12 protein-coding genes are annotated in these 14,282 nt (G+C 49.0%); 10 read left to right on the forward strand and 2 right to left on the reverse strand.

The window, feature by feature from the left end; all coding sequences use genetic code 11:
- Window positions 1-39: 39 nt before the first annotated feature.
- The 5 genes from BM200_RS04625 to BM200_RS04645 all read left to right on the forward strand — a co-directional run bounded on the left by BM200_RS04625 (window position 40) and on the right by BM200_RS04645 (window position 5,043).
- On the forward strand, window positions 40-1,140 hold the full coding sequence (locus tag BM200_RS04625) for a nitric oxide synthase oxygenase (RefSeq protein ID WP_091183506.1): 1,101 nt from the start codon (window positions 40-42) through the stop codon (window positions 1,138-1,140).
- Window positions 1,141-1,168: 28 nt separating this feature from the next.
- Window positions 1,169-2,305, forward strand: coding sequence for a DUF3900 domain-containing protein (locus tag BM200_RS04630; RefSeq protein WP_245772890.1), 1,137 nt, complete (start codon window positions 1,169-1,171; stop codon window positions 2,303-2,305).
- Between the two features lie 15 nt (window positions 2,306-2,320).
- The gene (locus tag BM200_RS04635) at window positions 2,321-2,680 is read left to right on the forward strand and encodes a Lin0512 family protein (protein WP_091181842.1); all 360 of its coding nucleotides are present in this window, start codon (window positions 2,321-2,323) and stop codon (window positions 2,678-2,680) included.
- Between the two features lie 135 nt (window positions 2,681-2,815).
- Window positions 2,816-4,108 carry a hemolysin family protein gene (locus BM200_RS04640; protein WP_139230748.1) on the forward strand — a complete coding sequence of 431 codons (1,293 nt, stop codon included), beginning with the start codon at window positions 2,816-2,818 and terminating at the stop codon, window positions 4,106-4,108.
- A 146-nt stretch (window positions 4,109-4,254) separates the two neighbouring features.
- The gene (locus BM200_RS04645) at window positions 4,255-5,043 is read left to right on the forward strand and encodes an undecaprenyl-diphosphate phosphatase (protein ID WP_091181845.1); all 789 of its coding nucleotides are present in this window, start codon (window positions 4,255-4,257) and stop codon (window positions 5,041-5,043) included.
- A gap of 62 nt (window positions 5,044-5,105) precedes the next feature.
- Here BM200_RS04645 and BM200_RS04650 read toward each other — a convergent pair whose 3' ends face one another.
- Window positions 5,106-6,518: a hypothetical protein gene (locus BM200_RS04650; RefSeq protein WP_091183511.1), complete on the reverse strand. Its 1,413-nt coding sequence runs from the start codon at window positions 6,516-6,518 to the stop codon at window positions 5,106-5,108.
- A gap of 222 nt (window positions 6,519-6,740) precedes the next feature.
- On the opposite strand from BM200_RS04650, the gene BM200_RS04655 reads away from it, so the two are divergent.
- A complete protein-coding gene (locus BM200_RS04655; RefSeq protein WP_091181848.1) occupies window positions 6,741-7,028 on the forward strand; it encodes a hypothetical protein in 288 nt (95 codons plus the stop codon).
- A gap of 97 nt (window positions 7,029-7,125) precedes the next feature.
- On the opposite strand, the gene BM200_RS04660 is transcribed toward BM200_RS04655, so the two are convergent.
- Window positions 7,126-7,752, reverse strand: a complete 627-nt coding sequence (locus BM200_RS04660; RefSeq protein WP_091181851.1) for a DedA family protein — start codon at window positions 7,750-7,752, stop codon at window positions 7,126-7,128.
- Window positions 7,753-7,948: 196 nt separating this feature from the next.
- Between BM200_RS04660 and BM200_RS04665 the strand changes: the two genes are divergently transcribed.
- From BM200_RS04665 to BM200_RS04680, 4 genes are all read left to right on the forward strand, one after another.
- Window positions 7,949-9,364: an MDR family MFS transporter gene (locus BM200_RS04665; protein WP_091181854.1), complete on the forward strand. Its 1,416-nt coding sequence runs from the start codon at window positions 7,949-7,951 to the stop codon at window positions 9,362-9,364.
- Window positions 9,365-9,385: 21 nt separating this feature from the next.
- Window positions 9,386-10,366, forward strand: coding sequence for a serine hydrolase domain-containing protein (locus tag BM200_RS04670; RefSeq protein ID WP_091181857.1), 981 nt, complete (start codon window positions 9,386-9,388; stop codon window positions 10,364-10,366).
- 82 nt (window positions 10,367-10,448) lie between these two features.
- On the forward strand, window positions 10,449-12,410 hold the full coding sequence (locus BM200_RS04675; RefSeq protein ID WP_175532732.1) for a stalk domain-containing protein: 1,962 nt from the start codon (window positions 10,449-10,451) through the stop codon (window positions 12,408-12,410).
- Window positions 12,411-12,690: 280 nt separating this feature from the next.
- Window positions 12,691-14,277 carry a PucR family transcriptional regulator gene (locus BM200_RS04680; protein ID WP_091181862.1) on the forward strand — a complete coding sequence of 529 codons (1,587 nt, stop codon included), beginning with the start codon at window positions 12,691-12,693 and terminating at the stop codon, window positions 14,275-14,277.
- The last annotated feature ends 5 nt before the right edge of the window (window positions 14,278-14,282 follow it).

Consider the following 14,282-nt stretch of genomic DNA (forward strand, 5'->3'; position numbering starts at 1 on the left):
GGTAAGAAGAAAGCGGATAGATGGAGAGTAGGCGCAAGCATGATTGCAACAGAGATCTTAAAAGAAGCGGAGCAGTTTATCTCCGTTTGTTATACAGAGCTGGACAAGCCGGATGAGGAAGCTAGGAACCGTCTTAAGGAGATCGAGCAGTCGATTGAAAAAACAGGCAGCTACGAGCATACGATGGAAGAACTGCGGCATGGAGCGAGATTGGCCTGGCGCAACAGCAACCGTTGTATCGGCCGGTTGTTCTGGCAATCGCTAGAGGTTAGGGATGCACGCAGCTTGCAAGATGCCGATCAAATCGCAGAGCAGATATTTAATCATATTAATTATGCCACAAATGAAGGACGTGTCCGTCCGACCATTACCGTATTTGCTTCACAACATGGAGAGCGGAAGATCCGGATTTGGAACCATCAGCTTGTCCGATATGCGGGATACGAAGCAGCGGATGGAATCGTTGGCGATCCGGCATCAGTTGAATTTACACGGGCATGTACAGCTATGGGCTGGCTGGGAGCAGGTACGGCCTTTGATGTGCTTCCGCTTGTGATCCAAGTAAATAATGAGCCAGCAAGATGGTATGAGCTTCCCGAGGGGCTTGTGAAGGAAGTGCCGCTGACCCATCCGGATATCGAGCGTTTCGATGAGCTTGGGCTTCGGTGGTATGCCGTGCCGTTTATTTCGGATATGAAGCTGGAGATCGGCGGTATTTCATACACGGCGGCGCCATTTAACGGCTGGTATATGGGAACGGAGATCGGAGCACGCAATCTGGCGGACTTCAACCGTTATAACAAGCTGCCCGAGGTCGCCAGGCTGATGGGACTCGATATGTCGACGAATACGTCGCTGTGGAAAGATCGTGCATTGACAGAGCTGAACGTCGCGGTTATTCATTCGTTCAAGAAGCATGGCGTCAGCATCGTGGATCACCATACCGCAGCAGAGCAGTTCATGCGATTTGCCCAGCAGGAGCAAAATATCGGACGGCCGTTAACCGGACGCTGGTCATGGCTGATCCCGCCGATGTCGCCATCGACGACGCCGGTATGGCACCGCGGATTTGACAATACCGAGCTGAAGCCGGCATACCGTTATCAGAAGACTCCTTATACACGGGATGATTATAAATAAGTCTGAAGGCATGGGGGAATTGTAAACAGTGGATTTCAGAATGGAATACTTATCTTTCTTTGTCATTGTGACTGATGGCGAGGACAGCTCGTCTTCAAAGCGTTACAAACATTTTCAAACCTTGGAGGAAGACGATTACGAAGATAGTGAAATCAAGCGGTTCCTGGACGGGGAATTCACGCGGATCGTAAAGAGAAAGGTTGAGCGCAATCCGAACACGGAGAATGCGCCTACGAAGATTGGACGATTCATGGTAGAACCGGGGTATGAACTGGGAAGCAACCAGAACTATAACCTGTTCCAGCGTCTGCGGGATGCAGACAGCAAGGAGCGATTCATCGGGATTGCTGACGAGCTTGTACATATCTATATGGATACAACCGCTGTACGCGGCGGGGCATTTATTATTGCAAGGGCAAAGCTGAATACTTATTTCGACGAGCCTTTCCTGTTCCTGCTGAAATGTGATTTCGAGCCGAAGATTGCGCGGATCTCGGACGAGCGCAGTCTCATCTCTCATGTCGAAATGGCCATTAGCGCAAGGGGCATGAAGTCGATTCAATATCCGCACATGCCGGAGGAAGGCTCGCTTGATCATTGGGAACTCAAGATCCATCAGGCATCTCACGCCCGTTATTTCGAGGATTTCCTGAAGTTTGTCTCCTATGAGAAGCCGTTGCCCGAGGTCATGGGTGAGCAGGTACTCGGTATGGTTCAGCAATACATGGAGGATAAGTGGCAAGCCGAGCCGGAAAGCGTGGAAAGACGCGAGGAAGAGAATGCTATCGAGGTATGGGCGGCCAGCGAGAAGCGCGAGCTGCAGGAATATTGGACCCATGAGCAGGTGACTACGGCTTCGGCAGCACTCGTCGAGCAAAAGCCGGATCTTCCGTTTTCTTTCAAGCTTGGCGGTGTAACGGTGAAAGGGCTGCTTGCCGATTTTGGAATGACGCTGCATTTTGCTAAACATAATGGAAGTTATGTAGCTGTAATCGAAGGGGATGCCTTTCAGTTCGAGAAAGGCGTGTCGCCGGTCGAGCTGCTGCTGCCTCCGGATCTGGAGCAAATTTTGCCGATTATCGGCACCAATGTGAAGCCGGAAGAGCCGGCCATCCAGCCGTATGTTGAAGAATCCGCGGCACAGGATGACGACGTACCTTGGTAATGGAGGGATAAACAAATGGACAACTTATTTTTTATCGAGATTGGCATGGGCTGCGATCTGCACGGTCAGAACGTTACGAAAGCAGCGGTACGTGCCGTTCAGAATGCGATTCACCATAATTCGATGCCGGGACTGCGTTCCGTCCTGCCTGGCGGCACACTGGACAATATGAAGGTGCATGTGAAGCTGGCGGTTCCCTGTGACAAGGAATTACTTGATGTGGAGCAGGTAAAAGCGGTTCTTCCTTACGGCCAAGTAACGGTGGAAATCATGGATGGCGGCATGATGACGACAAGCGGTGTCGTTCTGCCGGACAAGGATGACAAGAACGATCTGATCTATATCGTCAACGCGTCGGTAGAAGTCGGATATTAATAAGAGTGCAACGTGAAACCGTATCAGGATCCTTCGAGGATCAGGGTGCGGTTTATTTTTGCAGATTCATGAATGGACGTGCGGGGTAAAATACATGTAGTTACGAACAGTGCAGAGGAAAAGAAGGAGACGCCCATGGTTCTGAAACTCATATTATTTGCGGTATTGTTGTTTTTTTCCGCTTTCTTCGTAGCCACAGAATTTGCAGTCGTCCGACTACGTACCAGCCGGGTGAATCAACTGGTAGCAGAAGGCGTGCGCAATGCTCCGGCGGTGCAAAATGTCATTACGCATTTGGACAGTTACTTATCAGCCTGCCAGCTGGGGATTACGATTACGGCACTCGGACTTGGTTGGCTGGGAGAGCCAACGGTCCATGATTTGCTGGATCCTTTGTTTCACCGCCTGCATATTGGCGGCGATCTGGTGGAAGTGATTTCATTTATTTTATCCTTTGCGATCGTGACTTATCTTCATGTTGTTCTTGGCGAGCTTGCGCCAAAAACGGTCGCAATCATAAAGCCGGAGCAGATTAGCCTCGCGGTTGCACCTATTATTATTGTTTTTTATAAAGTGATGTTTCCGTTTATATGGCTGCTTAACGGCTCAGCTAACGGGATCGTAAGAATAATGGGCTTCAAGCCGACGGGCGAGCAGGAAGCTCATTCCGAGGAAGAGATCAGGAGTATTATGTCGGAGAGCTACGAAAGCGGCAAAATCAATAAAAGCGAACTCAGCTACGTAAACCGGATTTTCGAATTTGATGAACGTTTAGCCAGAGAGATCATGGTTCCTCGGACCGATATGATCTGCCTGTTCATCGAGAATACCAAAGTCGAGAACATCTCGATAATCCGGCGCGAGCAGTATACACGTTTCCCGGTTGCAAAAGGCAGCAAGGATAATATTATCGGCATTATCAATACAAAACAGTTCTTCATGCAGTATTTCGGCGATAATGAGACTGACGTTTCGATGCTTCTGCAGCCTGTCATGTCCGTGCCGGAAGTGATGCCCATTAAGAAGCTTTTGCGCAAAATGCAGCAGGAGCGGGTGCATATCGCAATTCTGCTCGATGAATACGGCGGTACCTCAGGACTTATCACAATCGAGGACATTATTGAGGAGATCGTTGGGGAAATCCGCGATGAATTTGATGCGGATGAAGTGAAGGAGATTGATGCGATCGAGCCGAATCGTTTTATTGTGGACGGCAAAGCATTGATCAGCGAGGTTAATGAAGCGACTGGCTGCCATTTGGAGAGCCATGACGTTGATTCGATTGGAGGCTGGTTGTTTAATCAATACCCTGATTTGCAGGTAGGGGAGCCTCAGGAATACGAGCAGCTTACTTTTATTATCAGAGAGAAGGAGCGGCACCGTATCCGTAAAATTGAAATTATTGTAGGCGTAATTAACGTTAATTAATAAGGACCAACGAGCCGTATTCCGACCCGGAATGCGGCTTTTCTCCTAAAACGTTCGTTGCTTTCGCTCGTCTGGCGCATGTGATATGATAAAAAGGTTGGTTAATTAGAAAAACAAACAAAAATCCAGGAGATGGAGGACTAGATTTGGGAGATTTATTTAATGCCATTATTATGGGCATCATAGAAGGTCTAACGGAATTTTTGCCTGTTTCTTCAACAGGCCATTTGATTCTCACAGCAGATTTGCTCAATTTCCAGGATGACCGCGCGAAAACCTTTGAGGTTGTTGTTCAATTCGGAGCCGTGCTTGCCGTCCTCGTGCTGTATCGGAAAAAGTTTCTCAGCCTGCTGAACTTTAACTTCAAGGAAGGATCGGGCATTAATGCGCTGCACATTCTTCTTGCCTTGATTCCCGCAGGTCTTGCCGGTGTACTGCTTCATGGCTTTATTAAAGATTATTTGTTCAGTTCGGCAACCGTATTAGTTGGCCTTGTTGCAGGAGGCATATTAATGATCGTTGCAGATCGCATCAAGAAGAAAGTCACAGCAGAAGAGCTTGATGACATTACATACAAGCAAGCATTCGCCATAGGTTTATTCCAGATTCTCGCCTTATGGCCGGGCTTCTCGCGTTCCGGATCTACGATTTCGGGCGGTATGTTCTTCGGGGCAAGCCAAAAGGCGGCAGCGGAATTTACATTTATCGTATCTGTGCCGATTATGGCAGGCGCCAGCGGCATCGACCTGATTAAAAGCCGTGATTTCCTGACGGCTTCGGATGCGCCGCTCTTTATTATCGGATTCCTGGCTGCGTTTATCGTCGCGATGGTTGCGATTGTGACCTTCCTTAACCTGATCAAGCGTCTCAGCTTGTCGTGGTTCGCCTATTACCGTTTCGCGCTTGCTATTGTATTTGCATTTATTATTTTGTAAAACAGCAAAAGGATGATCCCGTCCGGCTTATGCCAGGGGGGATCATCCTTATTTAGTTCCTTTTACACCAGGAACATCGCAACAATAGTGGTTACGCCAAGACCGATAATGACAGGCTTCAGGTTGCGGCGTGCCAGCTCGAACGGGCTGACGCCGCAGATAGCAGCAGCCGGAATGAGCGCCCATGGGACAAGTGTTCCGCCGCCAACCCAAATGGCTGCCACTTGACCAAGAGCCGTCAAGGTTGCAACGCCTGAGCCGATTGCACCGCCGAACAGCTGGGCGATAGAGCCTGCTAGTGAAATGCCGGAGAAGCCGGAACCATCAAGTCCCGTAACCGCGCCAACAAGCGTGAGCGTCACAGAGCCAACTTCGCCATTGACCGGTACATTATTCGCAAGGGCAACGCCAAGGTCGTTGACGATGCCTTGTGAGCCCGCTGGGAGCGTATCGCCGAAGATAGCGGTGAAGCCGGAGTCGCCCAGGTAGAAGAATGCTGCGATCGGGATGACAGGACCAAATACTTTGAAGCCAAACAAGAAGCCCTCAATCAAGTAACTCGTCGTTTTCTCCAGCCCTTTGTTCTTGTGTGCCAGCATCGTGATCAGAAGCATGATGAAGATTGCGGTGCCACCGACGAGCGCGGTAGCATCGCCGCCCTGCAGATTGAGTGCAAACATCGTCACGACGTCTGCTGTAAATAATAAAGGTATCAAGATCGCGAGAATTAATTTGGAGCGATAAGACAAGACGTTTTTGTACGCGAGATCTTCGCCGCCGGTCAGCTCTTTATCGCCTTCGACCTTGGAGATAATCCCGTCATTCCATTTGCCGGTCTTCATATCCCGGCGCATCATCCAGAAGGCCGCGATGGTTGTGACCAGTCCCATCACGATGACAAGGGGTATACTTGCTTCCATAACGTCGCTTACCGGCAAGCCTGCCGCATCTGCCGTCAGCTTGGGAGCACCCTGGATAATATAGTCACCAGACAAGGCGATGCCGTGGCCGAACAAGTTCATCGCCATAGCGGCACCTAATGCGGGCAGGCCAACTCTCAGAGCCACCGGTAGCAAGACGGCGCCAATCAGCGCCACAGCGGGCGAGGGCCAGAAAAACCAGGAGGTAACCATCATAATAAGCCCGATTCCCCAGAAGGCAAGCGCAGGGGTGCGCAGCAAGCGGGCAAAAGGGGAGATCATCACTTCGTTTATGCCGGTCCGGATAAGTACCCGGCTCATGGCTACAATTATGGATATAATGAGGATAGTGCCCATTAGTTCTTTAATGGCATAAATAAAGCTGTTAAACACGCCGCTGACGGAGTCGCTCAGCGATTCGGTTGCCAGCAGGCCAAGCACGAAAATGCCAACGATGCATATGAGCGACGTATCGCGCCTGAACAGCATAAAGCCGATAATGGCGACGATAAAGACGAGATACACCCAATGCAGCGCCGCTAAATCAATGGCCATAGGAATCACCCTCTCATGGGATACAAAGGCGGCGGTGTCCGCTGCCGTATTGTACAATATGCAAGGCCACCTATAGGCGTTCATCACGGCAGTAAGGAGTAAGTACCGGTAATCCATTTGCATTTGTTGACGAATGCTGCAAACCGTATACAATTATAGACAGGCTATTTTTTAACAAAAATAAACGGAAATCTTGGACAACCGGAAGGAAGAACAGAACAGATGGATAATGTTAAAATTTTGGATGCATCGATGACTTATACGAAGGAAGAAGGTTACGTAGGCCGCATTCAATTCGAAATTGCGGGACAGCCGAATCAATATGAGATGACCATTCACAGCCGGAAGAGAACCGAATGGGGTTATGGCTTGTTCTTCCTTCATGAATCGGGGGATGAGGATCAGCTGCTAGCGGTAGAGGACATGCTGGAAGAGGATGACGAGCTGTTTGATTACCTGGTGAATGCAGCCGAAGAGAAATTGGATCCGAAGTTTAAATCGGAATGGTAGTACAACAAAAACCTCCGACTTGCCCGAAAAGGGAGTCGGAGGTTTTTTTACTCTAAACGCGGTCGCTCATCTTCGAATTACTTCGACCAAGGTATTCTCACATCGGACGTTCTGCCTTCTCGTTCTTCTTGGCGGTCCGGCTTCGAATGAAGAGCCAGGCTGCAGCACCTGCCGCAACGGCAAGAAGAGCATAGACGACAAGCATCCCGTTGTCTGCGATCACATTGCCGATCGATTGAACCCGGTCGCCTACAAACGACCCGATAATAAAGTAAATCAGGGTCCATACAAAAGCGCTTGGATAGGCGTATAAGGCAAAGCGTTTGTAAGACATTTTGTTTGTGCCTCCGACAAACGGCATGACATGCCGGAGTACGGGAAGCACAAGGCCGATGCTTAGCGCGAAGCCGCCATATTTATTGCTCATGTTTTGTGCTTGATTCACGAATTTATCCATATTCTTTTTCTTCATAAACCAGTCAAATACTTTACTGCCTGCGAATCGGCCAATGGAGTAATTAAAGGTCATAGCCGAGCATATCCCAAGAAAGACCATGCTATAGGCCGGGACCGGACTCAGAAGCCCGGATGCTGCGAACGCTCCGCCTGTCATGACAACAACTTCGTTAGGAACAGGAAGCCCGATCAAGCCAAGGCACAGGACAAGAAAAAGCGAGACATAGCCGAACTGATCGATAATGGATAGGAGGAAGTCATAACCCATTTGTATATTCATCCCTTACATAAATAGCGTATTTGATTATTAGGCACTCTTATAAGGCTAACATAAATAGCGGCTTTTCGATAGGTCAAAAGGTTGTGTCCATTGCCAAAAAGCGCAAAAAGGATTGATCTTTTCCATGAGCAAGGTCCATAATAGATTGTTTACCAATTCATAAGATGAACGGAAAGGAGAAATAATGAGTACAACAAGCAACAGGCGCACGGTCACAATTGCTTTGTACGTCGCGACATTCCTTGCGGCAATTGAAGGAACCATCGTAAGTACAGCTATGCCAAGCATTACGGATGAGTTACACGGCATCCAGCAGTACAGCTGGATCATTTCGATTTATTTGCTGGCCACGGTTATTACAACACCCATTTACGGCAAACTTTCCGATCTGTTTGGACGCAAAAAAATGTTTATCGTCGGAGCGTGCATCTTTCTCGCTGGCTCCATGCTGTCCGGCCTTGCGACATCGATGCCGCAGCTGATTGCTTTCCGGGCCATACAAGGTCTCGGCGCGGGGGCGTTAACTACAATTCCTTACACGATTATCGGTGATTTATATCCGTTCGAGCAACGGGCTAAAGTCCAGGGCTGGATGTCCAGCATTTGGGGCATCGCGGGTATTACCGGCCCCCTTGCAGGAGGGCTTCTTGTCGATTATGTGTCCTGGCGCGCGATCTTTTATATGAACCTTCCGTTTGGCATCGTAGCCCTGGTGCTTCTAATCACATCGATGAAAGAAGCATCCAAGAAACAGAAGCGGTATATTGACTATCCAGGCATTGGGGCCTTCTCGCTGGGTATGTTTGCTTTCTTATACGCACTCACGATTCTTCGTGAACCGGATGCAGCTGCCTCTTCTGCCGAAATCATTCTTCTCCTGGCTGCTGCTGCTGTCCTGCTGACACTATTCTTCTACATAGAGAAGCGTTCGCCCGAGCCGATTATCCCGCTTCAGCTGTTTAAGCTGCGGATGATCAGCACGGTTAATATGATCAGCTTTCTGCTATGCATCATCAATGTGGTTGCCATCTTTTACTTGCCGCTCTGGATCCAAGGCGTGCTTGGAGAAAGCGCGACTTATTCCGGCATTGCGATGATTCCACTGTCCATAGGCTGGCCACTTGGCGCTATTCTAGCCGGCAATTTTATTGCCAAGTTCGGAATGCGTAAAATTGCGTTTATCGGCTCATTATTCCTGATTGCAGGCAGTGTGGGCTTTATGGTCATGACTGCCCATACGTCAATCGTGTTGCTCATGATCTACACCTTCCTGTCCGGACTATCTTTCGGCCTTTCCTTAACGAGCTTCACGGTAGCAGTCACATCGGCGGTGACCTGGGAGCTCCGCGGCGCGGCAGTCGGAAGCAATAACTTTATCCGTACACTTGGACAGACGGTGGGCATTGCCTTGTTTGGACTGATGCTGAACACGGGCAGCACGGAAGCAATCGATGCTTTTAAGCTGGAGCACAGCCTGCATCGCATCTTTATCATTCTGGGTGTTCTGTCTGTTCTCGTCCTGCTGGCCATGCTTCTGCTGCCGAAAGCCGTTGCGCAGGACAGCCATGCCGCTTCGGATACGGCAGATGCATCTTCTTAGACAGAAAGGCTGATTACGGGCATGACAACAACGCAGAAGGCAGATGATCCCTATTTGCGATTCGTTTCGCCATCCGTTGCAAATCTGGATGAAACGAAGCTGGAACAAATGAAGGAATGGCTGGAAGAATGGAAAATGACTTCCGTTATGATTTTGCGCGATGATGCCTTAGCCTGGGAATGGCATGCCAAAGGGGAGGATTCGGTAGCTCCTTTGTTATCCTGTACAAAGAGCGTGCTGTCTTCCCTGATCGGGATTGCGATAGAGGAAGGGTATATTCAAAGCGTGGAGCAGCCGGTAGGGGACTTTTTCGAAGGGACGCCTGATTCGTCCATCCAAATCAAACATCTTCTTACGATGACTTCAGGCTGGGATTGGCCGGATTTCGACAAGCCCTATAAGGCGATGAAGAAGGCTGCCGATCCGATCGGGTTTGTGTTGGAGCGCCCCGTGATTAGCGAACCGGGCACCGCTTACCTCTATAACTCCGGAGGCTCGCATCTCTTATCCGCTATTCTGACTGCCGCAACAGGGCAAAGTGCCCTTGATTATGCGACCAGCCGCCTATTCCAGCCTATGGCCTTCCGGCAGGCGAAATGGACCTCTCACAAAGGGATTAATGAAGGCGGGACAGGACTTCAGCTCTATGGCCGTGATTTGGCCAAGCTTGGTTTGCTGTACCTGCGCGAAGGGGATTGGTTCGGAGAGCAGCTAATCCCGCCAAGGTGGGTTCTGGAGTCAACGAAAAAGCATCACAGGGGACTTCTTCACTATGAGCCGCCTATCTATGGGGCTTACGGTTATCACTGGTGGCAGTCGCCGGCCGAGCATAACGGAGCGTTTGACTGTTATTTTGCCTTCGGACACGGCGGCCAATATTTGCTTGTTGCGCCTGAAGAACGACTGGTGGTTGTGGTTCGAAAAGCACTGGCTGGGCGGAACGAGGCCGTCAAATCTCGTAATCTTATTTTTGAACATATTGCAGGAGCAACAAAAAAATAGGCTTTCAGGTGCAACCTTTTGCGCTGGGATGCGTTTAACCTATGTCTGTTCAAACCATCCCAATCGAGAAAAGGAGAATCCAATGTTTAAGAAAGTCAGCTTAGTCGTTCTAGCCGCTTTGATGTTGTTTGCCATACCTGTAGCAGCGCAAGGCACTTCCAGCGGTCAGAATCAATTAATCCTTCTTCAGAAATCAAAGCAAATGTACCAAAACGGCAAGCTTTATATGGCAGCACAGCCACTTACGGAATTGAAAGGCACGACTTATATTTCCGCTACTGCGATTGCAGGCAGGCTCGGTGCATCTGTACTCTACGATGCGAACAAGAAGGAATATGTTCTTCGTAGCGCAACGAACGAGCTTCGTTATGCGGTGAACAAGTCTTCCTATACGGTTAATGGTACACGCTCGACGTTTACGGGTAAGCCTTTTGTGCAAAAGGGAAGTCTGATGATTCCGCTCCGTTCGGTTCTGAAGCCGTTCGGAATGACATTGTCTTCGATCCCGGCACAGAAAAAGATTATTCTGAGCTGGACGATTAAGCCGGTAGCTAAATTCAACATTACTAGCGGTGTAGTATATGCCGGTCAAACGGAAGTCACTTATGGCGATATGTCTTATTCACCTAGCGGTGCGGCCATCGTTAACGAGCGTTGGGAAGGCAAGCAAACGACTTTCGAGGAAGCGGGAACTTACACCGTGACCAAATGGGTTCAAGACGCTAACGGCGTCTGGAGCGATCCCTATTCGGTAACGATTAACGTATTGGCGCCGAATTTGCCGCCAGAAGCGCGGTTTGCAACGGATAAGTCTTATTACAAGATGGGCGAACTTATTCAATATAATGATATAAGCTCGGATGACGAGAACAAGATTACAAAGCGCGAGTGGGTCAATAACGCCAAAGCTTTCTTCGAACCAGGTGAACAGACGGTTACGCTGAAAGTAACGGATGCTCATGGTCTCACAAGCGAATTCTCGCAAACGATATCCATTACGGACGAAACGTTGTATACAAAGCAGGAGTTCGATCAGTTGTACACGGAGCAGGGAGAGAAATTCGCTGTTGATGGTCCTGGCGTATTGAAGCTTCCGACTCAACCATATACGGTTGTATCGAACGGACAACAAACGTTTATCCGCAGCAACAGCCCTGAGATGATTAATGACGAGGGCATCTATTATCAGGATACCGCAAACGGCAATGTTCGCTTCCTGATTCATAACCAGAATAACCGTCTAAATCCGGTTAAGATTTATATTGTAGCAACGAACGAAAACTCTGCGGCTGCGACTGTAACGGACGAGCGTGTCGGTCTGGGTGGTCCTGCACCATATGTAACCCAGGCGGGTAAAGCGGCAACGGCGAATTATCTGTTGTCGAGAACCGTTAATCCCGTTGGAACAGTAACAACGATTCCAGCAGGACAAAGCCGGGTCGTTCTTAGTCCGTTAAGCAGCAAGGAAGTTGTTAATGGCCGTATCCTTACGCTGTACGCTGATGTAACAACCTCCGCGCCAATCAAATTCAGCGTTATCGTCGTGGATGCGAACAAAGATGTGCTTCAAGCGCTTCCGCAGCTTCCAATCCTTCCTCGCGACGGCAAGCATGTACGCGGTACATTCGAGCAAGCGAACCGCAGCATCAATGTTCTGCAGACGATAGGCGATGTTCCATCGCGTATGATTCTGGCAGACAAAGTGGTGGATACCCGCTTGTCCGGCTATGATGTGCTGACAGGGGAAGCAATGTCTAATGACGGCAACAACGGGGCAATGTATGTCCTTAATCTGTGGCATGTGAAGCCGCATACGCTTATTGCTGTGAATCCACGCGGCGGTCATTACGGCGGCGCATTCTTGGTAAACAATAAGCTGGTCTATGCAACGAACACTACGATTCTGAGCAATGCCAACGAAGCAGGCGTCCTTTACCGGACCGGAGATACGGAAGAAGCGGTAACCATCGCATTCACGCCGGCTTCCGGCAGCAACCTGCCGATTAACCTGTTATTCCTGCCATTGCCTGAAGTAAAGCAATAATAACATTCCGAATGCCGATAAGAGCGAAATTCGCTTTTATCGGCATTTTTTTCGTTGTGGGACGGTATTCTATATTTTAAGGGTTTGAACATACCATATTGATGTTATGTATTTGGGTATAATAACCAACAAAAGAGAAAATATGAAAAGAATAATACAAGATTAAGAGTTTATGGTGTTAAATATATTTACATTTCTATTGATTAAAGGCATTCTCTGATTTAAGATGTTATATAAAATGACGTAGGAAGATGATGAACATTGTGAGCGGAGGTGCGCTATGCATTTGACAGTCGAACAGGCGCTGAACGTTTTCCCATTATCGGAAGGGAAATTAGTCGCCGGTACAGCAGGGCGCAATCGGATCGTGAAATCCGTCAACGTGATGGATGCACCGGATATTACCGATTGGATTAAGGAGGGGGAGATGCTTTTTACGACCGCCTACCTGATCAAGGATCATCCGCAGGATGCAACGGAGCTGCTGGCCAAGCTGAACCAGCGGGGCTCTTCGGGACTTGGAATAAAGCTGGGACGATTCTGGGATGCGATTCCCGATCAAATGATTGCTTTTGCCAATGAGCTTGGTTTTCCGTTAATAGAGCTTCCCTACCAATTTACGTTCTCCGATCAAATGAGCGGTTTGTTCAAGGAAGAGCTGCGGCGTAATACCGGCGTGCTGCAGGATATATTCGACAAGCAGGTGCGGTTAATGCGTATGGCACTCAAGACAGACCATATTAATGAACTGTTTGATGCCGTTGCAGACATTATTGGATTCCCGATGGCGGTTGTAGGTTCAAGAGGTCAGATGGTATATAACAGCTCACAAGTGTCTGATACTGAGTTAACAGGCAATTGGCCATGGCCGCAGCAGCAAAAGTGGATGAAAAGCAAGCAGTGGCAGGCGTTCCGGATCCCGCTTATGAAGCAGTCGCGTTGTACCGGCTTTGTCCTCTTCTTTAATCCTCAGCTGTTCCTGTCTACTATAGAAGAAAGCTTATATTTACAGGCGGCGGAGCTGTTATCCTATCAGATGAATTTTAATTACGAGGATTACTTTGAATTATCTGTTCAGAAGGATTTTGGCGTTCTGATCAAACGTTATCTCCGGAACGGAATGCCGATAGATAAAGTAGTCGACTATGCGGACCGCTGGGAGCTCGACGTATTCCAGCATCATTATACTTGCGTGCTCAGCGACAGTCCTCATGCTTCGGCAAGCCAGCGAATGGATAAGCTGGAGAAGCTGAAGTCGGAATTTTTAAGCCATGCGAAACTTCAAGAACGGAAAGGCATGCATATTGTAATGGAGGAAGGACTATTATCTGTATTCCCTGAAGTTGAAGGGCAGTCAGAAGGGAGTCTGGAATCCGCACTAACCGCCTGCTTTGCATCCATTCAGCGTGAAGGCGGCGAAAGTCCGCGTGCGGCGGTCAGCAGCCGGAAAAAGAGGGCGGATCAGCTCTACGAAGCTTTTGACGAATGCAGACAGACCCAAAGGCTTGCGGCAGAATGGGGTGTCGGGCAATCGATTACAACCTTCGATACAATGGATTTGGCAATTGTGTTCGAGCATGTATCGAGGGACCGGATGGAGGCTTTTTGCAATCGCTGGCTAGGCGGCCTCGTAAGCAAGGATCCGGATTATGCCAATGAAATGCTGCGGACGCTCGAGACTTACCTGGAGCAGGACGGGCAACTGAATGAAACGGCGAAGAAATTATATATCCACCGTAATACGGCTACTTACCGGATCGAAAAGCTAAGCGAGTTATTAGGTGTGGATTTCAAAAAAATGAATGATCTGCTCAGACTCAAGATCGCGTTCTTATTCCGTAAACTACTTATTAATGAACAGTCCTGACCACC

Origin of the sequence: Paenibacillus catalpae (genome assembly GCF_900112695.1) — a bacterium.
GTDB lineage: Bacteria > Bacillota > Bacilli > Paenibacillales > Paenibacillaceae > Pristimantibacillus > Pristimantibacillus catalpae.